A 20,941-nucleotide genomic window follows, 5' to 3' on the forward strand; every position below is an offset into this window, starting at 1 on the left:
GGCCTACTCCGCTGCCCGCGCCAGACGGAAATGGCCTTGGTCGCGCTGGCGGCTCACCAGCAGCATCAGCTGCGCCGAGGCGTCGCCGAGCAAAGCGCGGTAATTGGCGATGCCGCGGACGAGATGATTGTAGATCACGACCGCCGGGATAGCGGCGACGAGACCGAGCGCGGTGGCGAGCAACGCTTCCGCAATGCCGGGTGCGACCACCGCAAGACTGGTGGTGTGGCTCTCGGAGATGCCGATGAAGGAATTCATGATGCCCCAGACGGTGCCGAACAGGCCGACGAACGGCGCGATGGCGCCGATGGTCGCGAGCACGCCGGTACCGCGCGCGATCTGCCTGGACATCGCCGCCTCGACCCGCTCCAGCCGCAACGCGACGCGCTCCTGCAGGCCGTCGTCGAGAATGCCGCCGGAGAGCTCGGCCTCCCTGGCGCAGGACTGGATCAGCTGCGCGACGGCATCGCGCGCGTCGCCGGTCCGCGCGGATGCTTCGGCCAGCGTCATGTTGCCCTCGAGGGTGCGCGTCCGCTGCAAGGCGAGCGAGCCCTTGCGGCGCAGCTCGATGCTCTTGGCGAGCCACACCGTCCATGTCACCAGCGAGGCAACGGCAAGCCCGACCATCACGACCTTCACGACGATGTCGGCACCGAGGAACATGCCCCAGGGCGACAGATTGCGCGGCAACAGCGCCGCGTCGATCGCAAAGGCCGGCGCCGGCACGAGCGCCAGCGCGATTGTGAGGATCACGTGCCCTAGCTTGGAATTGCTCTGCATCCTGATCTCCCGACAAATGGAGGTTACGCCGAAGGCTTCGCCGCGATCCGATCCGCAAGCCGCCGGAACCGCGCCAGCTGATCCGCCCGCAGCGCCCTCGTCTCGTCGCGGCCGACGAAGACCTTGAACATGATGCCGCCGTCGGCGTTCACGAAGGCGACGAAGGCCGAGGACTTGCCCATGAAGGGCCGCTCGACGAAGGCAATTCCCGCGCAGCGCTCGTGGCGGAGATGGCCGTGCAGGCCCTTTGGCTGCATCAGGTTGAAATAGCCGCGGCCGATCTCGCCCGCGGGAATGGTCCCGGTGAACTCGAAGATCGCATCATCGGTGTGGACGATCAGCGTGACCTCGCCCCATTCCGCGATGTCCTGCATGGCGGCGGCAAAATGTTCGCCGCTCTCGATGCGCACCATTGACGGCGGCAACGCCTCGATCACCGCGCGCGGCGTGACGCTGCGCTCGCGCGCGACGTCCTCGATCACGGCACCCGGATTGTCCGCCATATGCGCCTTGAGGTCGGCGAGATCGGTGCTCAGCATATCTGGCTCCTCAACCCCGGCGCCTCAAGCGGCCGCGCTCGCCTTGCGCTCGGTCATGATGACCTCGAAACCTTCGAACTTGGGGTGACCGAGATAGAGGCTCTCGCCGGTCTTGTTGTCGGCGCGCGCATGAGCGCGGCGGAATTCCTCCGAGCGCGTCCAGGCCTCGAAAGCCGCCTTGTCGACCCACACGGTATGCGAGGAATACAGCGTGTGGTCCTCGGCGACCGGCCCCTTGAGCAGATGGAATTCGACGAAGCCCGCCATGCTGCCGAGATAGGACTCACGGGTTCGCCAGACGGTTTCGAACGTGGCTTCCGAGCCGGGCTTCACCTGGAAGCGATTCATGGCGATGAACATTCGACTTTTCTCCTGTGACTTGTAGATCGGCAATTGCCGACCGGATATTTCAGAACGGGTCGAAAGCCACGCTGACGCATCAGCGTGGCTTTCGAGATCAGCAAGGCATAACCTGCGGTGTCTTCCTCAGGTGCCGCCAAAGTGGTATTTGAGACCTCCCTTGATCACGAGCCCAGCACCGGCGCTCGCCCACTTCACGTCGTTTTGCGTTTCGCCCGTGCTACCGACCGGAATGGCGTACGGACGATAGTAGCGGTTGAAGAGGTTCTCGACGGAGAAGTTGAGCGTGAGATCGGGCGTCGGGTGATACTGCGCGTAGAGATTGACGAGATCATACGACGTCGCCGGCGTGTAGGTCCTGGGGATGTCGTAGTTGGCGATTGCCGACGTCCACATCATCGAAAGGATGAGGGTGCGGTCGAGCAGACGCACGCCGGCCGTCGTCGTGATCTTCTGCGGCGGAATGCTGTAGAGGCCGAAGCCGGTCTGCAGATTCTTTCCGCTCTGATAGGTCCCGGAGAGGCCGAAGAACCACAGGTTCGCGTCATACATCGCCTCGGCCTCGACGCCTTGAATAAGCGCGGACGCCACGTTCTGATACTGCAGGAACGGGAGCACCGTGATCGACGGCGCCGGAGGCGGCCCGGTCGGGACCAAGAGCGGGTTTCCGTAAGCGACCTGGTCGATGAAGTCGCTGATGTCGTTGCGGAACACGTTGATCTTGCCGCGCAGCGTGTCGCCCGCCGTGAACAGATCGTTCTTCTTGATGTTGAAACCGATCTCCTTGTTCTTGCCGACCTCGGGGCGCAGGTTTGGATTGGGCACGAAGCAGAAGGTCGAATCCGCGCCCGGTCCCGGCGTGCCCGACGGACAGCGGAAGAACGAGTCGTTGACCGTCGCGCCGGCATGTGGCCCGCTTACCAGCGTCTCCGTGATCGAGGGCGCCCGATAGCCTTCCGCGTAGCTGGCATAGGGGGTCACGACCGCGGTCGGAACGAGAGCAATGGTGATCTTCGGCGAGAGGCGATCGCCGCCCGACGACGAGGACGCCGACGAAAGCTGATAATTGTCGTAACGGAGCGCACCGATCACCTCGAGCATCGAGGTGTAGTTCGCCCTCCACTGCACGAAGCCGCCAGACACCGTGCGCTGGCCGCCCGGCGTCGTCACTTCGCCGGTACCGGTCCTATCCTGGGTAGATACTTTGTCCTGGAACGCATCCAGACCGTAAGTCACCGCGTGGCGCCAGCTTCCCGTTTCGAAGCGTGTCGTGTTGTGCACGTCGATACCGATCGTATCGAGCAGGTATCCGCGGTTGCTCCCGATGCACCCCGAAACGGCATTGCCCGGCACGCCACCGCAATAAACTGACGGCGTCGTGGTGGTGTGCCTGGTCTTAGTCTGGTCGTTCTCGGTGCGATTCCAGTAGATCTTCGCATCCCAGTCGAACCACTGATCATCCGGTTGCGAGTATTTCCAGCCGAGCGTCGTGGTGTAATTCTTCACGTTGGAGGCGTAGATCGACGTGCCGTTCAGATTGTTCGTGCCGTTCGCATTGGTCGAATTGGGATCGCCCGCGCGTCGCGGCGGCTGGCCCAGGCTGTAGATGTCTTCCTGGAAGATGGCGCCGAGCTTGACCTCGTGGCCGTCCGCCGGCCGCACCGTCAGCTTGGCGATGCCGCTGCTGAGCCGATTGCCGGTATTGGCGACCTCGAAGCCGGTGCCGTCCTTGTAGCTCTCCTGCGTCGAATAGGTGCCGCCTGCGAACACGTCGACGTTGGGGTTGACGTGAACACCGCCAAAGGCGGATCCGAGTGCACGTCCGTAGTTGCTGCCGAGGATGGTTTTCACGTCGACGCCCCAGCGCTCTCCCGCGCGGACAACGTCCTCGATGTCCTTGGTGCGGAACGAGGCCACGCCGCCGATCGCACCGGAGCCGTAGATGTTCGCGGTCGGGCCGCGCACGATGTCGATGCCGCTGATCAGCTCGGGGTTGAGGAAGAAGGAGCCGTTGGCGAAGTGACCCGTGCGCTGATAGTTCTGCCGCGCGCCATCGGCGACCACGGCGACGCGGCCGAAATCCTGCAGGCCGCGAATGTTGATCGAGGTCGACGGCTCGTCGCCCCGATTCTGAACCCATACGCCTGGCACATTGTAGATGAGGTCACCAACCGTGCTGGCCTGACGTCCCTCGATCTGCGCCGAGGTCACGACGCTGACCGGTGCCAGCGCATCCACGGCACGCTCCTCGGTCTTCGTGGCGGCAGCCGTGATGGTATCGAGCGCCTGGACGCCGACGACCACCTGCGCGTGCGCATCACGCACGCCGGCGCTGGTCTGCTGCTGCGCAACTTGCGACGCCTGCTTGCGCTTGGCCTGCTTCGGCCTTTCCGACGACGCGTTTTCACTCTGCGGCGATGCGGTCTGCGCGAGACTGCCCTCCGCCGTCATTGCCGCAATTGAAACCACCGACGCGCCCAAAATCAGGGCGCGCGAATACCTAGCCCCGTCAGCCATATCAGCCCCAGCCTGCACTTCACTTTAGTTTTTGATGTCGTCTGGCTGGCGCGCGCTCGCAACGCGAGCGACTGGCTGGCTGATTGTCTAAAGAGGCGGGCGAGTTCCCCGCTGTGAGAAATGGTTACGTGGCAACACTCTGACGGTCAATGACATCGGGTTACAGTTTATATCGATTGTAAACTGCGATGGTTGGAATGCGCTTGGCGCCACCTGTACAAACGGGCGGTACTCCAGCTTTCGAAAGCGCATCACACCGACAATGTCAGCAACATCAGGAGACAGCAGCGGCAGCGCGGCAGGACGGGCACAAAGCCCTTCTGCAGCAACGCGAACTCTCACCATGCGCGGCAGCCGGATCGACAGCCGCGAGCTGTTTGCCGCCGAGCGCGAGATCATCATTGCGCATGGCGAGGACAGCTATCGTCTCCGCCTGACCTCGCAGAACAAGCTGATCCTGACGAAGTAACTGCAATGACATGTTGCCGCACCCTCGCCCGTCTCCTGCTCTCCGGCGGACTCGCGTTCGCGTCTGCTGCGCACGCCGCGGGCATCACCGTGCATGACGCGCGCAATCGCGATGTCACTGTTACCGATTTTGCCCGCACGGTGTCGATCGGCGGCGCCATCACCGAGATCCTCTATGCGCTGGGATTGGAAAGCCGGCTGGTCGGCGTCGACACAACGAGCCTCTATCCGGCGGCGGCACTGCAAGACAAGCCGAATGTCGGCTATGTGCGCCAGATCTCGGCCGAAGGCGTGCTCAGTCTCAACCCGACGCTGATCCTGGCGATCCAGGGCTCGGGCCCACGCGAGACCATGGACATCCTGGAGACGGCGAAGGTGCCGCTGGTGCTGGTGCCCGAGACCTTTTCCGAGGAAGGCCTGATCGAGAAGATCAAGCTGGTCGGCCACGCCATGGGCGTCCATGCGCGTGCCGAATGTCTCAGCGCCGCGGTCGGCGCCGATCTTGCACAGCTCCGTGCCCTGCGCGCCAAGGTGACGAAGCCGGTGCGGGTGATGTTCGTGATGTCGCTCCAGAACGGGCGGGCGATGGCGGCGGGCCACAAGACCGCGGCGGATGAGATCATCCAGCTCGCGGGCGCGGCCAACGCGGTCGAGGATTACGACGGCTACAAGGTCATCAGCGACGAGGCGATCGTGGCCGCAAAGCCCGATGTCGTGCTGTCGATCGAGCGCGGCAAGGATTCGCTGCAGGCCGATGCAGTCTACACGCACCCCGGCTTTGCGCTGACGCCGGTCGCGGCCAACAAGAGCTTCATCACCATGGATGGGCTCTATCTGCTCGGTTTCGGGCCGCGCACCGCGGCAGCGGCGCGCGATCTCTCGGTCAAACTCTATCCGGCCTTGGCCGAGGGCGGCGCGTTCGCGTCGGCGCTGTCGACGGCGAATTGCCGGCAATGAGCGTGGCCGCCGGGATCGAAGCACGGAGCCCGCGACACAGCGCGGGACAGCGGGCAGCATCGTTCGCGATTCCCCTCCTGCTCGTGGTGCTCCTGGTCACCGCGATCGCCGCTCTGACCGTCGGCGCCGCCGGCATCCCGCTCTCCCGGCTGCCAGCCGCGCTGGGCTTGGCCGGCGAAAGCACGTCCATGACGGCCCGCGACCAGCTCGTGCTGTGGTCGATCCGCATTCCCCGGATCGCGGCGGCCGTGATGATCGGCGGCCTGCTTGCCGCGGCCGGCGCGATCATGCAGGGGCTGTTTCGCAACCCGCTCGCCGATCCCGCCCTGGTCGGCGTCTCCAGTGGCGGCGCGCTCGCAGCCGCGAGCGCGATCGTCTTCACCGATTCCCGCTTCGGCGAGGCGCTGCGCTTTCTCCAGACCGAGCTGTTGCCCCTCGCGGCCTTCGCGGGTTCGCTGGCGACCACCACAATCCTCTACGGCATCTCCAGCCGCTCGGGACGCACCTCGATCGCGATCTTCCTGCTCGCCGGCGTCGCCATCACCGCGATCGCCAATGCGGGCATCGGCCTTCTGGTATTCATCGCCGATGACCGTCAGTTGCGCGACATCACGTTCTGGATGCTGGGCTCGATGAGCGGCGCGACCTGGACCAAGGCCGCCGTGCTCGCGCCGGTGCTCATTGCCGGACTCGCAGGCTGCGCCTTCATCGCGCGCGGCCTCGACCTGCTGGTGCTCGGCGAGGCCGACGCCTTTCACGGCGGCGTCGACGTCGAGCGCCTGAAGCGGATCTCGATCGTGATCGTCTCGGCCATGACCGGCGTCGCGGTGTCGATCAGCGGCGTGATCGGCTTCGTCGGCATCGTCGTGCCGCATCTGCTCCGTCTCGTGATCGGCCCGGCGCATCGCCTGCTGCTGCCGGCCTCGGTGCTGTCAGGCGCGATCCTGATGGTCGGGGCCGACACGCTGGCGCGCACCATCGTCGCGCCCGCGGAGATGCCGATCGGCATCCTGACGGCTGCCGTCGGCGCACCCGTCTTTCTCTTCATCCTGCTGCGGCAGCGCGGGCTCGCCGCGCTATGACCGCGGTGCTCGAAGCACGACAATTGGGCAAGCGCGCCGGCCGCGCGACGTTGCTTGACGGCGTCGGCCTGACGGTTGCGGCCGGCGAGGTGGTCGCCATCATCGGCCCGAACGGCGCCGGCAAGTCGACGCTGCTGCGGCTGCTCTCCGGCGATCTCCGCCCGAGCGCCGGCGAGGTGCGGCTCAAGCAGCGCGACATCGGCAGCTTCGCGCCGCGCGAGCTCGCCGCGCGCCGTGCAATGCTGTCCCAGCACATCAACGTCACCTTCCCCTTCACCGTCGAGGAGATCGTGCTGATGGGCGCGGGCGAGCGCAGCTTGCGCGAGGCCGGCCCGCTCGTCGACGCCGCGATGGACGAGGTCGGACTGTCGCATTTCCGCGAGCGGCAATTGCCGACGCTGTCGGGCGGCGAGCAGCAGCGCGCTCATTTCGCCCGCGTGCTGGTGCAGCTCGCCTGCGGCGAGGCCGAGCACGGCCCCGGGCTCTTGCTGCTGGACGAGCCGACATCGAGCCTCGATCTGCGCCACCAGATCGACCTCGTCGAGGCGGCGCGCCGCCGCGCGGCAGCCGGCACCGCCGTGATCGCGATCCTGCACGATCTCAACCTCGCGATCCGCTTTGCCGACCGGCTGGTCGTGCTGGCCGGCGGCAGGCTCGCCGCGGACGGTCCGCGCGCCGATGTCGTCACGCGCGAGAGGATCCGGGATATTTTCGAGATCGACGCGGTCGTGCATCAGGTTGACGGCGTGCCGTATGTGCTGCCGCAGTCGATGCGGGCTGCGGGGCAAGCTGAACTGCCGCCACGGTGAAGGTGCGCTCCCTCGCCCCGTTCTTACGGGGAGAGGGTTGGGGTGAGGGGCCTCTCTCCACACGCGAGATGGTCGAGAGACCTGTACCCCCTCACCCGGATTGCATCTTCGATGCAATCCGACCTCTCCCCGCAAGCGGGGCGAGGTGAAGCTGCGCCACCTGTGCAGGAAATCAGCCCGCCGGGACGATCACCATGCTCTTGTCCTTCGGCCAGCGGATGCGCCAGGCGAAGTTGATGTCGCGGGCCTCGCCGGGCTTGGCGTCGAACGACCATTCCAGCACGCCGCGCTTGTCGCGGATGTTGTTGGCGGTCGGCTGGGTGCTCGAGGGCAGCATCTCGACGACGATGTCCTCGTTCTCGCTGACCGGAAGCTGATCCTCGATCGCGACGCGAATCGGGAAATCATGCCCGTTGCGGATCGTGGTCTTGAACGAACGCTCGTCGGTCTTCGACGTCGTGACCAAGAGGCCTGCCGAGCCTTCGTTGCGCTTGAGCACGGCGCGTTCGATCTTGACCTTGTCGTCGGCGCCGAACCCGAGCCGCACGATGTCGTCCTTGGCGGACGCCGTGATCTTGCTGCGGCCGACGAAGGTGCCGTCGCGATAGATCGCGACCTTGCCCGGCAGCAGGGTCGTGTCGTCGGTCTGCTTGAAGCTGGCTTCCAGGAATGCGGTCGGATCCAGCACCGGCGCGGCGCGCACCGCGAGATCGGCGGGCACATTCACCGAAGCGATACGTAGGCTCTTGGCACCGTCGGCGGCGCCGAGGCTGACGCGGCCGGGAATCCTGAAGGTGGCCTGGAAGTCGCCGATCTCGGCGACGGCCTGTTGCTCGTCGGCGCGCTCGCGCAACTCGGTCGCTTCGGCAGCCTTGGACATGGGCTCGTACGAGCGCTGGCGAACAGTTGGCGCAGGCCGCGCTAGATCCGAGGCCGTGCCAAGGGCCATGGGCTTCGGCACTTGTGGATATTGCGCGATCAGCGAATGCAGCTCCGGAGCACTGCCGCCGCGGCTGATGCGCACGGTGGAGACGCCGAGCGTCACGTTCGACCAGTCCTCGCCGGTGGCCTGCGTCACCTCGGCGCGACGAACCAGTTCGAGCTGCGGCTTGCGATCCTTGGCGCCGGTATCGAGCCGCGCATCGTAGAGCGGCACCCAGCGCGCGTTGCGCACGGCATAGGTCACGCGCAGCGTCGCCTTGGTCGCGGCGGCCGAGGCGACGTCGATCCGCACTTCCAGCTTGCTCGGCGGCTTAGCCGAGCGCTCGGCTTCCAGTTGCGCGATCTGGCGGTCGAACTCGCGCTGTTTTCGCGTGGCATCGCGAATTGCGCTGTCGGCGGTCGCGATCTCCTCGGCGACCGCGGCAAAGGCCGCGCGCCATTCAGCAATCGGGCGCGCCTCGCCCTTCTCGCCGAGGCCGGCCGGCGACGCCTCGGCAAAATGCTGCGCGAACTTGCGCCGGGCATTGGCCGAGTCGATCGCACCCTGCAGGTCGGCCCGTTGATCCCTCAGCGCTTCGATGCGCTTGTCGAGCTCGGGCAGGTTGACCGGCGGCGCGGCCTTCGGTGGGCGTGCATCGATCGTGCCGATGGTGAGCTTGGCGCCCGCCTCGCCTTCGACGCGGAGGGAAGATGGATCGAGCGAGAGCGGAAAATCCTTGGCCACCAATGTCGAATCGCCGGAGGCGAGATCTAGCGAAATGACGCGGGTGACGGTGGCACCGTCGGGATAGACGGTGACCGTGTCGATCGTCGAATTGGCGTCCACATTGGCCGCCCATAACGGCGATGCGAGCGCCGTGGTCACCAGGACCAGGCCCGTGGTTGCCAAATATCTTGCGGTGATGCGCATAAAGTCCCTCCTGCCGGTATCGCCGCGCCGCCAGCCGGACGCGCGCGATGAGATGCCTCGCCATCGTGGTTGGACGCGGCAGGGAAGGAACCGGTTCGATTGAGACTTCGTGGGGCGCCGCCGCGGCGGCACCATGTCTGTGGAACGCTCGGTGGTCCGGGCGGCTTCAGGCCTGGGTCGGCGAGCCCTGGCCGAAAATGCGCCGGAGCAGATCGGTCACGTTCTTGGCGCCGGCCTTCTTCAGGACGCTGGCGCGGTAACCTTCGACCGTCCGCGCGCTCAGATGCATCCGCCGGGCGATCCCCTTGTTGGTGAGGCCGGCGGCAAGATGCTCGAGCACGTCGGCTTCGCGCGCGGTCAGAGGCTCACAGCCCGGCAGCCAGCGTTGCCGGATCGCCCCGGGTTGCGCGAATTGATCGATGGCGGCATCGATCCGGTTGACGATGTCGTGGGTGCGGAACGGCTTTTCGATGAAGTCGGTCGCGCCGCTCTTGATGGCGTCAACCGCCATGGCGATGCTGCCATTCGCCGACGTCACCAGCACCGGCGCCATGCAATTCTCCTCGCGCAGCCGCCTGAGCACCTCGAGAGCGGAGCGATCCGGCGGCATCTCCAGCAGCACACAGGCCGGCATCCGCGTCTTGGCTTCCGAGAGCAGAGAGGCACCATCTGCAAAGCAGATCACGTCATAGGCGCTCTGTTCGAGCGCGGCGGAAAGTTGTTCGCGGGAGGCGGCGTCAGTGTCGATGACGAATACCTCGCCCTTGGAATGCATGTTCCCCGGCATAGTCCCGATCCAGCAATGTCTTGGTCAAATGGCCCGAGACGGCCGGGCCCCGTCGCGCCCGCCGTCAATGCGCACGGCATTCACGCCAGTGCATCGGTCTTTCCTTATGTATGCGCCACCGGGTTCCCCGATTTGACGTATTGAGACAGAAACTTTACAATTCGGGACATCTGCGGGTATGGCTGGCAGGAACGGTTTGCATGACCGACCTCATTCGCAGCGCAGGCTTGAGCTGTTACCCCGACGTCGCGCGGTCGGTCGGGCTGGACCCCAGCCAGATGATGCGCAAGGTCAGGCTCCCGCTGGCCTGCCTCGACCAGCCCGACATCCCCATCGCCGTCACCGGCCTGCGCCGCCTGCTCGAACTATCGGCAAAGGCGTCCGGTGCAGAGGATTTCGGCCTGCGTCTCGCCGAGCGCGGCGGCCTCACCAATTTCGGCGCGGTCGGCCTGATCGTGCGCGAACAGGCGACCGTCGGCGAAGCGATCGAGGCGTTTTCGCGCTTCATCCATATCCATCACGACGGCATGCGGCTCGAGGTCACGCGTGACGAGCGGACCGTGACCATCACGCTGCGCCTGCGCGGCCGGCAGCCGCGCGCGCCGCGGCAGTCGATCGACATGGCGCTCGGCAGCGTCCACCGCATCATCCAGTCGCTGTTCGGAGGCGATTGGCGGCCGCTGGAAGTGCATCTGCACTACCTGCCGCCGCTCGACCGCAAGCGCTACCGCGACTTCTTCGGCTGCCGGGTGAGCTTCAACGCGGACGACGATGCGATCCTGTTGTCGGCGCACGACCTGGAGCGCCGGATCCCGAGCGCGCATCCCTTGATCGCGAATTACCTGCGCAAGCGGATCGAGGCGATCGAGAGCAGGCCGGCAAGCTGGGAGGCGAAGGTCGACGAGGTGGTGCGGAGCCTGCTCGCCAGCGGCGATTGTACGGTCGAGCGCGTCGCCGAGCATCTGGCCTGCACCCGCCGCACCATCCACCGCCGCCTCGCCGCATCGGGCACCAGCTTCTCGGCCATCCTGGACGCGCAACGCGCCGATCTCGTGGTCCAGCTGATCGAGGATCACGCCCGGCCGCTGGCCGACATCGCGGTGCAGCTCGGCTTCTCCGCGCAGAGCGCCATGGCGCGCTGGTTTCGCGGCCGTTTCGGCTGCACCATCACCCAGTGGCGCAAGGGCGCGCGGCCTTCCTCGGCGCCGCCCTCGGCGAGTGCAGCCTGACTTCAGCGCGCGGGAGCGGGCACGCCCATCGTGGCGAGCGCCCGCCGCCCGCTGCCGGCGAGCAGCGGGCCGAACGCGACGGCAAATCCGAGGAAGGCGAGGATCCAGCCGCAGGCAGCGACGTACAGCAGCACGTCGCCATACGCGGGCAACACGACGGCACCGATTCGGGCCAGAGCCGCGATGACGATTGCAGCATAGATCGCCTGGACCGCCGGCGAAGCCGTCAGCGCCTGTCCGGTATGGCCGAGGCTGGCGCGGGTCATCACCGCGAGCGTCATCGTTCCCGCAGCACCCGCCATCCAGGCATGGATGCCGGCGCTCGGCGGCAGCTCGCCGAAGGCGGCCACAGCGTTCAGGATGAAGCCGAGCGGCACGAAGACATAACCGACATGAAGGATCAGCAGCAGCCGCTCGCGCGTGGTGCGATCGCCGGCCCAGCGTGCAAGCCGAACCAGATGCAGCACGCCCACCGCCGCCATCGCGACGCCGGTGATCATGTTCAGCGGCGCCGCGATCCATGCGATCAGCGCCAGCGCGCTCAGGCCGATCACCGCGCCGTCAAATCGCCCGAACGGCACCGGCAGACGGCCGGGATTGAACTTGACGAGCCAGTTGCGGGTGAAGCTCGGAATGATGCGGCCGCCGATCAGGCCGATCAGCAGAATGACCACGCCGATGCCGACGCGGATGCTGATTTCGGCCGCGCCTGCGTAGTGCGTCTCGACATGGAAGGCCACGTTGCCGGCGAGCAGAACCAGCACCAGCCCGACCACTGGCAGGTTGCGCCAATTGCCGCCTGCGATGATCTCGCGCGTCGCGGCAGCAACGACCAAGGCCAGGAACGCGGCATCGACGACCAGCGCAAACGCCCAGCCGGTATTCGCCGACAGCGTCACCACGACGCGCCCGGCGAGCCAGACCGTCAGCAAGGCCGCGAGCGGCCCGCCCTGGATCGGCAGGCGTCCCGTCCAGTTCGGGATGGCGGTGAACAGGAAGCCGGTGATGACAGCCGGCAGGAAGCCATAGAGCATCTCGTGGACGTGCCAGTCGCGCGGCGCGAACGCGGAGCTCACCGACAATTCGCCGTAGAACATCGGCAGCCAGGCCAGGATCGACAGCGCCGCCTGGATTGCGGCGAGCAGGAAAAAGGGGCGAAAGCTGTTCGCAAACAGCGGCCAGCCCGCAAAGTTGCGGGATCGGGCGCCAGCCATGGGTCAACTCCAATCAATTCAGACCGTTGCTTGGAAAAATACTGCCGCCGGGCGGCCTCGTTTTGCGCTAACGCAAACTACCTGACGATTGCAGGTGCCATCACACTCCCTGATGCCAGGGAGGCAGAATGGCCAAGGTCGACACATCGCTGGTTGCACATCTGCCGCTGTTTGCGGGGATGACGCCGGAAGCTCTCGACGAGATCCTGCGCGAGGCCCGCTCGGCGCGCTATCCCAAGAACAGTGCGATCTTCGAGCAGGGGGCGGACGCGCAGTCCTTCTTCCTGCTGCTGCACGGCCATGTCCGCGCGGCCAAGACCACGCCTGCCGGCGAGCAGATCGTGGTGCGCTATGTCGCGCCCGGCGAGACGTTCGGGCTCGCGATGGCGATCGGAGCCGCGCGGTATCCGGCGACGGCCATGGCGGTCGACGACAGCGTCGTGCTGATCTGGCCGACCTCGGCCTGGCCGCGGCTGGTCGAGCGGTTTCCGGCGCTCGCCGCCAACACGCTCCAGACCGTCGGTACGCGGCTGCAGGAAAGTCACACCCGCATCCTGGAAATGTCGACCCAGCAGGTCGAGCAACGCATCGCGCACGCGCTGCTGCGCCTCGCCAAGCAGTCCGGCAAGAAGCTCGACCACGGCATCGAGATCGACTTCCCGATCAGCCGCCAGGACATTGCGCAGATGACGGGCACCACGCTGCACACCGTCAGCCGCATCCTGAGCGGCTGGGAGAGCCAGGGCTTGGTCGAGAGCGGCCGCCAGCGCATCATCCTGCGCGAGCCGCACAGAATTGTGGTGCTGGCGGAGCGGAGCGCCGACAGCGGCGCGGCGTGAGAGACACCTCTCTGCTCAAGCTAGGGATGAGGCGCGCTTGCGCTTACGACGCAAGCGCGCCTCATCCGGGAATCCGCGCACATCTGCGCGCTTCCTGACCGTTTCACGCCGGCACGCACACGTTCAATGCGGCGAGGAACTTGTCGCGGTCGATGCCATGCTCGCGGCAGGCGTCGTCGACCGTGTGGAAGGTCGCGATCGGACAGCCGACACAAGCCATCCTGAAGGCGAGAAACACGCGGATCGTGTGCGGCGCCGAATGCATGATGTCATCGACCAGATCGTCGGATCGGAAGGACATGGACAACTCCATTCCGATCGACGATAGCGACGTGGGACCGAGTTTCTTTGTTGGAGCGCAAGCTGGCTCGTCATTGCGGGGCGCGCGTAGCGCGAACCCGGAATCCATCGAGCAGCAACCAGTGCAGTGAAATGGATTCCCGGTTCGCGCCAAGAGGCGCGCCCCGGAATGACGGGGGGCTACACCGCCCGACTGTGCAACTGCTTGCCCGGATCCAGATGCGCGTCGAACGCGGCGGCGACGCTGCGGACCAGGAAGCGCGAATCCCCGGCGACGGCGAGCCGTTCGCCGTCCAGCCTCACGACGCCGTCGGAGATCAGCGGCTTCAGACGAGACGCCGATTTCAGCATGGCGCCGGCCTCCGCGCCGTGGCGCGCGCAGATGTCGCCGAGATCGGCACCGAACTCGCACATGATGCGTTCGATGATGTCGGCGCGCAGCCGGTCGTCATCGGTGAGGCCATAGCCCCTCGCGGTGGCGAGTCGGCCGGCAGCGATGCTCTGCGCATAGGCGCCGATCTGCACCTCGTTCTGGACATAGCCCTGCGGCAGGTGCCCGATCGCGCTGGCGCCGAAGCCGAGCAGGACCTCGCTCCGGTCGGTGGTGTAGCCCTGGAAGTTGCGCCGCAGCGTGCCCTGCTCGAACGCGACGGCCATGGCATCGTCGGGCCGCGCGAAATGGTCGAGCCCGATCTGCACGTAGCCGGCCTCTTTCAAGGCATTGGCGATGGCGCAGGCCTGGTCGTGGCGCGCAAGGCCGTCGGGCAACACGCCTTCATTGATCATGCGCTGGTGCTTCTTGAAGGCTGGCACGTGAGCATAGCCGAACACCGAGAAGCGGCTGGGTGAAAGCGCGAGGCTGCGTCGCACCGTCTCCAGGCACGAAGCCACTGTCTGGTGCGGCAGTCCGTAGATCAGGTCGAAGTTGACACCCTCGATCCCGGCGCCGCGGAGCATCTCGACCACGGAGGCCGTCTGCGCGAAGCTCTGCACACGGTTGATCGCCCGCTGCACCACCGGGTCGAAGCTCTGCACGCCGAGGCTCGCGCGGTTGACGCCGGAGAGCCGCATCGCCTCGATCATGTCCGCGCTCAATGTACGGGGATCGATCTCGACCGCGATTTCCGCCGAGGGCAGCACGAAGAATTCCTGGCGCATCGTCGCCATCAGCTCGGCAAAGGCGTCCGGCGCCATGATCGTCGGCGTACCGCCGCCGAAATGAATGTGCTCGACCTTGATGCGGTGGCCGATGGTTTCGGCCGTCAGCGCGATCTCTCTGCGTAGCGTCCGCTGGTAGCCGGCGATCAGTTCGTCGCGGCGGACGATCTGGGTATGGCAGCCGCAGTACCAGCACATCTCGCGGCAGAACGGCACGTGCAGATAGAGCGAGGCGCTGGCGGCCACGGGCAGCTCCGCCAGCCAGCGGGCATAGGCGTCCGGACCGATCGCCGGCGTGAAATGCGGTGCGGTCGGATAGCTGGTATAGCGTGGCAGGCGTTCCTCGCCGTAGATCGCCGCAAGATCAGCTCTCATAAGTTACCCATTCGTAAATGCCCGCCGCGCGCGAGACATCGCGGCAAATCATGGAATGATTCAAATAACCCGGATCGGCGGACTCGGCTTTGCGCTCGCGCAAAGCGCGGATACCGTTTCCCGGCCATGGTGAGAAAAAATCGCGGCCATCCGGAGCGTTCGCCATGAGGCTTTTCGCACTCGAACTCATTCTCTCCCTGCTCGACGTCCGCGGTCATATCCCGCGTTTCGATGACTTCCGGCCGGCCCCGGCCGCGCCGGCCCCCGCAGGCGCGGTGCGCGCCCTGGCGGCCGCGATCGCCGTCTTCGTCGCGCTGTCACTGGCGATCTGGGGATTGGTCTGGCTCGCCGTGAACCTGCTCTGAACGGACGCGCCTTCGCCAAGGCCTGTCGTGCGATCTCGTCCACGCGCATGAGCGGGGCAACCGAGATCGTCATCCAGCTTGAGCATGCAAACGAGTTGCCGCTGAGTTGACGCTCGGCCTCGATCGGCATCGCGCCTGCGGACGCGGTGAGTTGCCATCGCCGATCCCGCTCCTTCGAGAAATCTAGGTCATGTTGCCGAACGCGAATCCGGCGGAAGCTTGTCGCAGCACAAACACGCTTGCCGCAATCGGCGCACACTGCACTCCGTCATCAAAACCATTTCAGATGAAGGATGCTTCCGATGTTCACCCGCAGAGCCGCATTGATCAGCGCCGCCGCGACCGCCCTGATGTTGGCGAGCCCGGCTTTCGCCGCCGGCGATCTCAAGCTGCCGCGTCAGAAGGTAGAGCTGGTCGCTCCGCCCTTCGTGCACGCGCACGAGCAGGCCACGACACAGGGCCCCAAGATCGTCGAGTTCAGGATGACGATCGAGGAGAAGAAAGTCGCCATCGACGACAAGGGCACCACCTTCCAGGCGATGACGTTCAACGGCTCGATGCCGGGCCCGCTCATGGTCGTGCACGAGGGTGACTATGTCGAGCTGACGCTAGTCAATCCCGCGACGAACACCATGCCGCACAACATCGACTTCCATTCCGCGACCGGCGCGCTCGGCGGCGGCGAGCTCACGCTCATCAATCCCGGCGAGCAGGTCGTGCTGCGCTGGAAGGCGACCAAGACCGGGGTGTTCGTGTATCACTGCGCACCGGGCGGCCCGATGACCCCCTGGCACGTCGTCTCGGGCATGAACGGTGCCGTGATGGTGCTGCCGCGTGAGGGGCTGAACGACGGCAAGGGCCGCGCGCTGAAATACGACAAGGTCTACTATATCGGCGAGCAGGACATGTACGTGCCGCGCGACGAGAAGGGCAACTTCAAGTCCTACGAATCGCCGGGCGAAGCCTTCACCGAGACCGAAGAGGTGATGAAGAAGCTGACCCCGACCCATGTCGTGTTCAACGGCAAGGTTGGCGCGCTCACCGGCAAGAACGCGCTCACCGCGAAGGTCGGCGAGAACGTGCTGATCGTGCACTCGCAGGCCAATCGCGACAGCCGTCCGCATCTGATCGGTGGCCACGGCGACTATGTCTGGGAGACCGGCAAGTTCGGCAACGCGCCCGAGGTCGGGCTCGAGACCTGGTTCATCCGCGGCGGCTCGGCGGGAGCTGCGCTGTACAAGTTCCAGCAGCCCGGCATCTACGCCTATGTCACGCATAACCTGATCGAGGCGGCCAGTCTCGGCGCCACCGCGCACTTCAAGGTCGAAGGCAAGTGGAACGACGATCTGATGATGCAAGTGAAGGCGCCTGCCGAAATACCTCCTGCCAGCACCAACTAGACGCGACGAAGGGGCCGGTCATCGCCGGCCCCTTTTTTCCTTCTGCGGAGGAATGATTGTGCTGATCGCATTCAAGCTCAAGCTGGCACTTGCCTGCGCGGCCGGGCTTGCGGGGCCGCTGGCCGTTGCGCCTCTGGTCTCGGAGCTGATGATGCGCCATGCCGTCGGCGAGCCGGCCTTGGTCGAGGTCGCCCCGGGCAGCTTTGCTTATCGCGAGGCCGGCGATTTCACCCGCGGCGGACAGCAGGCGGAAGCGCCGATGCGCACCATCCGCATCAACCGGCCGCTGCGCATCATGCGGAATCAGGTCGCTTCATCCGACTATCAGCATTGCGTGCAGGATGGCGCCTGCCGCGCACTCGATCGCGACGTGGCAATCGCCCCCGATCGTCCCGCAGTGCAGGTTAGCTGGCACGATGCCGAGGCCTACGCAGGCTGGCTATCGCGCAAGACCGGCCATCAATACCGCCTGCCCAACGACGAGGAATGGGCCTTTGCCGCCGGCTCCCGATTCAAGGACGACGGCGCACCGATCGACGCAAGCGACCCTTCGAAGCGCTGGATCAGCCGTTATGAGCGTGAATCCGAACGCGACCCCTCCGACACCACGGCTCATCGCTTCGGCAAGTTCGGCCCGAACGAGCATGGCGTCGAAGACCTCGCCGGCAATGTCTGGGAATGGACCGCGACCTGCTTCGTGCGCTCGCGTGTCGACGACGCCGGCAATCCCGGCCGCCCGACTGTGAATTGCGGCGTGCGCGTCGCCGAGGGTGCGCACCGCGCCTATGTCACCGACTTCATCCGCGACGCCCGTGCCGGCGGCTGCGCCCAGGGCGTGCCGCCCGCCAATCTCGGCTTCCGCCTGGTGCGCGAGGAGACGTCGTGGCTGGCCAGCGTCTCGCAGCGCTTGAGCAAGGCGCGGCCGGCAGGATCATAGGGCGCCAATCATTTCCCATGACCGTCGCTTCAGTATTAGAATGAGTCTAAAAGATACTTTGGAATTGCTCTAAGCTCATGCCCTCGCGACATCGCGTCGCTAACGTTGTCTCACCGCCTGCGCTACTCAATCGGCGTTCAATCTCGCGCCTGGGAGCAGCCCTTATGATCTATCTTCGCGTCCTCGCCGCGTCTGCGGCGGTGTTGAGCCTGACCACGTCTTTCGTGTCGGAGGCAGCCGCCAATGGCGAGGTCAACGTCTATACCTACCGCGAGACCAAGCTGATCCAGCCGCTGTTCGATGCGTTCACCAAGGACACGGGCATCAAGGTCAACGTCGTCTCCGCAAGCTCCGGTCTGGAGCAGCGCATGAAGGCGGAAGGGGCCAACAGTCCGGCCGACGTGCTGCTGACGGTGGACATCGGCCGCATCGACGAGGCCGTGCAGGCCGGCGTCACCCAGCCGATCAAGTCGGAGGCGGTCGACAAGGTCGTGCCGGCGCAATATCGCGATCCGGACGGACACTGGGCCGGCATCTCCATGCGCGCGCGCGTGATCTATGCCTCGAAGGATCGCGTCAAGCAGGACAAGATCACCTATGAGGAGCTCGCCGATCCCAAGTGGAAGGGCAAGATCTGCATTCGCTCGGGCCAGCACATCTATAACAACGCGCTGTTCGCGGCCTACGCGGCCAAGTACGGCGAGGCCAAGGCCGAGGAATGGCTGCGCGGCCTGAAGGCCAATCTCGCGCAGAAGCCGTCGGGCGGCGATCGCGAAGCCGCGCGTGACGTCGCCGCCGGCAAATGCGATATCGGCATTGGCAACACCTATTACTGGGCGCTGATGATGAACAACGATCCCGAGAAGAAGCCGTGGGCGGAGGCGACCCGCGTCATCCTGCCGACCTTCGAGGGCGGCGGCACCCACGTCAACCTCTCCGGCGTGCTGCTCGCCAAGAACGCGCCCAACAAGGCCAACGGTACCAAGCTGATCGAGTGGCTCGTCAGCGAGCAGGCGCAGCAGATGTATGCCGACCAGAACTACGAATATCCGGTTCGGAGCGGTGTCGCCGTCAATGCGACCATCGCCGGCTACGGCAAGCTCGTCCCGGATCCGTTGCCGATCGCAAAGATCGCCGCCAACCGCAAGGCTGCGGCCTCGCTGGTGGACAAGGTCGGCTTTGACAACTGATCTCTGGCGGCCCACGTCTATCGAACTGCTGGAAGCTACGAGCACACGGCCTCGATCGAGGGGCCGTGTGCACGCCGGTCGCGCCGCAACCGCCATCGCGATCGCAACCGCGGTCCTGGTCGCGGCGCCCGTGATCTCGATCGTTTCGCTGGCTTTGCAGCCTGCATCCGATGTGTGGCACGACCTGATCAACTACGTGCTGCCGGCCGCCCTTCTCGACACTGCCCTTCTGCTCGTCGGGGTCGGCGCGGTCACACTTTTGATCGGCGCCGGCACTGCATGGGTGATGTCGCGCCACGATTTTGCCGGCCGGGGCATGCTGCTGTGGCTGATGCCGCTGCCGCTGGCGATTCCGACCTATCTTGCGGCGTACGTCTATGCCGATCTGTTCGAACCGCTGGGCCTGGTGCATCGCACCCTGGCGACCTGGCTGCCGTTGGGCGATGCCCTCGGCCTTCTGCCCAACCTCCGCTCGCTGCCGGGCGCCATCTTCGTGATCGGGCTCGTGCTCTACCCTTACGTCTATCTCTCGGCGCGTGCGACGTTCCAGGTTCAGTCAGCCGAATTCGCGGAAGCGGCCACGACGCTGGGCGCCGGCCGATGGACCATCCTGTGGCGCGTCTCACTGCCGATGGCGCGGCCGGCGCTGGCGGTCGGCGTGGCGCTGGTCGCGCTGGAAACGCTCAACGATATCGGAGCCAGCGAATATCTCGGCATCCGCACGCTGACGGTCTCGATCTTCACCACCTGGCTCAACCGCGGCAGCCTTGCCGGTGCAGCGCAGCTCGCATGCCTGATGCTTGCGATCGTCGCCGGCCTGATCGCGATGGAGCGTTACGGCCGTCGCAACGCCAGCATCGAATTCTCGGCCGAAAGCCCGCATGTGAGGCGGCGAACCCCGCTGTCGGGCGCAAGAGCGTCGATCGCGTTCGCGGTCTGCGTGCTGCCGGTGCTGATCGGCTTCGTGGTCCCGCTGCTCTATCTGGCGCATCAGGCTCTCGGCCGCGGCCTGCTTGCAAATTTCGACCCGCTGCTGTGGCGCCACACCTTCCATTCGTTTGCCTTTGCGGGGCTCGCAACGCTCATGGCCTTGATGCTTGCGCTCGCCACGACGATCGCGCATCGCTTGCGGCCGGATCCTCTGCGATATGTCGCGCTGAGCATCGCGCAGGCCGGATACGCGCTGCCGGGTCTCGTCATCGCTCTCGGCCTGCTCACCCCGGTGCTGGCGGTCGACAATGCGCTGAGCGCGGTCGCGACCTGGACCGGACGTTCCCTTCCCGGGCTGGTCCTGGTCGGCTCCGGGATGGCCGTCGTGATCGCCTACACGATTCGTTTTCTGGCTGTGCCGGTCGGCATGATCAAGGCCGGGTTCGACAGCATTCCGAGCGACTATGACGAGAGCGCGCGCGCGGTCGGCGCCGGCCAGGGGGTCATGTTGAGGCAGATCTATCTGCCGTTGCTCCGGCCCGCGATGCTTGGTGCCGTCATCATCATGTTCGTCGACTGCCTGAAGGAGCTGCCGGCAACGCTGCTCCTGCGGCCCCTCAACGTCGAAACACTGTCCACGTCGATCTACCAGTACGCAAGCCGCGGCAATTTCGAGGACGGCGCGCTCGCGGCCCTCCTGATCATCGCCGCGAGCATCGGCCCGGTTGCCTGGCTGACCCGGTTCTCCGAGGTGCCCAGCGGCCCCGCTTGAAGGGCCACACCGTCCGCACATTCATGGCGCTTCGACCAATTGATAGCAAACGCTTGGTTGTCGCCGGCGCCTGCAACCTGC

21 protein-coding genes are annotated in these 20,941 nt (G+C 65.8%); 11 read left to right on the top strand and 10 right to left on the bottom strand.

Going from position 1 to position 20,941, the window contains the following annotated elements:
- Positions 1 to 3 precede the first annotated feature (3 nt).
- The 4 genes from exbB to I6F17_RS15195 form a co-directional block, all read right to left on the bottom strand.
- Positions 4 to 780, bottom strand: a complete 777-nt coding sequence (gene exbB / locus I6F17_RS15180) for a tonB-system energizer ExbB (RefSeq protein WP_225126791.1) — start codon at positions 778 to 780, stop codon at positions 4 to 6.
- Positions 781 to 803: 23 nt separating this feature from the next.
- Positions 804 to 1,319, bottom strand: a complete 516-nt coding sequence (gene hutX / locus I6F17_RS15185; RefSeq protein WP_225126789.1) for a heme utilization cystosolic carrier protein HutX — start codon at positions 1,317 to 1,319, stop codon at positions 804 to 806.
- Between the two features lie 24 nt (positions 1,320 to 1,343).
- Positions 1,344 to 1,679, bottom strand: a complete 336-nt coding sequence (locus I6F17_RS15190) for an antibiotic biosynthesis monooxygenase (protein ID WP_036041102.1) — start codon at positions 1,677 to 1,679, stop codon at positions 1,344 to 1,346.
- 126 nt (positions 1,680 to 1,805) lie between these two features.
- Positions 1,806 to 4,196: a TonB-dependent hemoglobin/transferrin/lactoferrin family receptor gene (locus tag I6F17_RS15195; RefSeq protein ID WP_225126786.1), complete on the bottom strand. Its 2,391-nt coding sequence runs from the start codon at positions 4,194 to 4,196 to the stop codon at positions 1,806 to 1,808.
- A gap of 262 nt (positions 4,197 to 4,458) precedes the next feature.
- Here I6F17_RS15195 and I6F17_RS15200 point away from each other — a divergent pair, with 262 nt between their 5' ends.
- The 4 genes from I6F17_RS15200 to I6F17_RS15215 are packed head-to-tail and all read left to right on the top strand — an operon-like array spanning position 4,459 to position 7,512.
- Positions 4,459 to 4,665 carry a hemin uptake protein HemP gene (locus tag I6F17_RS15200; protein WP_035998834.1) on the top strand — a complete coding sequence of 69 codons (207 nt, stop codon included), beginning with the start codon at positions 4,459 to 4,461 and terminating at the stop codon, positions 4,663 to 4,665.
- A gap of 5 nt (positions 4,666 to 4,670) precedes the next feature.
- Positions 4,671 to 5,621, top strand: a complete 951-nt coding sequence (locus tag I6F17_RS15205) for a hemin ABC transporter substrate-binding protein (protein WP_225126784.1) — start codon at positions 4,671 to 4,673, stop codon at positions 5,619 to 5,621.
- Positions 5,618 to 6,703 (top strand): iron ABC transporter permease, encoded by a 1,086-nt coding sequence (locus I6F17_RS15210; RefSeq protein WP_225126782.1) that lies wholly within the window; start codon positions 5,618 to 5,620, stop codon positions 6,701 to 6,703. Before I6F17_RS15205 ends, I6F17_RS15210 begins: the two co-directional genes overlap by 4 nt.
- Complete coding sequence (locus I6F17_RS15215) at positions 6,700 to 7,512, top strand: heme ABC transporter ATP-binding protein (protein WP_225126780.1); 813 nt, start codon at positions 6,700 to 6,702, stop codon at positions 7,510 to 7,512. The genes I6F17_RS15210 and I6F17_RS15215 overlap by 4 nt, the downstream gene beginning before the upstream one ends.
- Before the next feature lie 172 nt (positions 7,513 to 7,684).
- On the opposite strand, the gene I6F17_RS15220 is transcribed toward I6F17_RS15215, so the two are convergent.
- Positions 7,685 to 9,364, bottom strand: a complete 1,680-nt coding sequence (locus tag I6F17_RS15220; RefSeq protein ID WP_225126778.1) for a mucoidy inhibitor MuiA family protein — start codon at positions 9,362 to 9,364, stop codon at positions 7,685 to 7,687.
- A 166-nt stretch (positions 9,365 to 9,530) separates the two neighbouring features.
- On the bottom strand, positions 9,531 to 10,151 hold the full coding sequence (locus I6F17_RS15225; RefSeq protein ID WP_225126775.1) for a response regulator: 621 nt from the start codon (positions 10,149 to 10,151) through the stop codon (positions 9,531 to 9,533).
- A 200-nt stretch (positions 10,152 to 10,351) separates the two neighbouring features.
- Here I6F17_RS15225 and I6F17_RS15230 point away from each other — a divergent pair, with 200 nt between their 5' ends.
- Positions 10,352 to 11,380, top strand: coding sequence for an AraC family transcriptional regulator (locus tag I6F17_RS15230; protein ID WP_225126772.1), 1,029 nt, complete (start codon positions 10,352 to 10,354; stop codon positions 11,378 to 11,380).
- 2 nt (positions 11,381 to 11,382) lie between these two features.
- Here the strand turns inward: I6F17_RS15230 and I6F17_RS15235 are convergent, their stop codons facing one another.
- Positions 11,383 to 12,594 carry an NnrS family protein gene (locus tag I6F17_RS15235; RefSeq protein WP_225126769.1) on the bottom strand — a complete coding sequence of 404 codons (1,212 nt, stop codon included), beginning with the start codon at positions 12,592 to 12,594 and terminating at the stop codon, positions 11,383 to 11,385.
- 128 nt (positions 12,595 to 12,722) lie between these two features.
- On the opposite strand from I6F17_RS15235, the gene I6F17_RS15240 reads away from it, so the two are divergent.
- Positions 12,723 to 13,433: a Crp/Fnr family transcriptional regulator gene (locus I6F17_RS15240; protein WP_225126767.1), complete on the top strand. Its 711-nt coding sequence runs from the start codon at positions 12,723 to 12,725 to the stop codon at positions 13,431 to 13,433.
- Between the two features lie 103 nt (positions 13,434 to 13,536).
- On the opposite strand, the gene I6F17_RS15245 is transcribed toward I6F17_RS15240, so the two are convergent.
- From I6F17_RS15245 to I6F17_RS15255, 3 genes are all read right to left on the bottom strand, one after another.
- The gene (locus I6F17_RS15245) at positions 13,537 to 13,734 is read right to left on the bottom strand and encodes a DUF1858 domain-containing protein (protein WP_225126765.1); all 198 of its coding nucleotides are present in this window, start codon (positions 13,732 to 13,734) and stop codon (positions 13,537 to 13,539) included.
- 179 nt (positions 13,735 to 13,913) lie between these two features.
- The gene (gene hemN, locus I6F17_RS15250) at positions 13,914 to 15,266 is read right to left on the bottom strand and encodes an oxygen-independent coproporphyrinogen III oxidase (protein WP_225126763.1); all 1,353 of its coding nucleotides are present in this window, start codon (positions 15,264 to 15,266) and stop codon (positions 13,914 to 13,916) included.
- Positions 15,256 to 15,432: a hypothetical protein gene (locus I6F17_RS15255; protein WP_225126760.1), complete on the bottom strand. Its 177-nt coding sequence runs from the start codon at positions 15,430 to 15,432 to the stop codon at positions 15,256 to 15,258. Before I6F17_RS15255 ends, hemN begins: the two co-directional genes overlap by 11 nt.
- Here I6F17_RS15255 and I6F17_RS15260 point away from each other — a divergent pair.
- The 5 genes from I6F17_RS15260 to I6F17_RS15280 all read left to right on the top strand — a co-directional run bounded on the left by I6F17_RS15260 (position 15,431) and on the right by I6F17_RS15280 (position 20,860).
- Positions 15,431 to 15,631 (top strand): hypothetical protein, encoded by a 201-nt coding sequence (locus tag I6F17_RS15260; protein ID WP_035998787.1) that lies wholly within the window; start codon positions 15,431 to 15,433, stop codon positions 15,629 to 15,631. The genes I6F17_RS15255 and I6F17_RS15260 overlap by 2 nt on opposite strands.
- Positions 15,632 to 15,933: 302 nt before the next feature.
- Positions 15,934 to 17,031 (top strand): copper-containing nitrite reductase, encoded by a 1,098-nt coding sequence (nirK, locus tag I6F17_RS15265; RefSeq protein ID WP_225126758.1) that lies wholly within the window; start codon positions 15,934 to 15,936, stop codon positions 17,029 to 17,031.
- 58 nt (positions 17,032 to 17,089) lie between these two features.
- Positions 17,090 to 17,968, top strand: a complete 879-nt coding sequence (locus I6F17_RS15270; RefSeq protein WP_225126757.1) for an SUMF1/EgtB/PvdO family nonheme iron enzyme — start codon at positions 17,090 to 17,092, stop codon at positions 17,966 to 17,968.
- Between the two features lie 164 nt (positions 17,969 to 18,132).
- The gene (locus I6F17_RS15275; RefSeq protein WP_035998784.1) at positions 18,133 to 19,158 is read left to right on the top strand and encodes a Fe(3+) ABC transporter substrate-binding protein; all 1,026 of its coding nucleotides are present in this window, start codon (positions 18,133 to 18,135) and stop codon (positions 19,156 to 19,158) included.
- Between the two features lie 67 nt (positions 19,159 to 19,225).
- Positions 19,226 to 20,860: an iron ABC transporter permease gene (locus I6F17_RS15280; RefSeq protein ID WP_036041149.1), complete on the top strand. Its 1,635-nt coding sequence runs from the start codon at positions 19,226 to 19,228 to the stop codon at positions 20,858 to 20,860.
- The last annotated feature ends 81 nt before the right edge of the window (positions 20,861 to 20,941 follow it).

This window comes from Bradyrhizobium sp. NBAIM18 (genome assembly GCF_020193825.1).
Taxonomy (GTDB): Bacteria; Pseudomonadota; Alphaproteobacteria; order Rhizobiales; family Xanthobacteraceae; genus Bradyrhizobium; species Bradyrhizobium yuanmingense.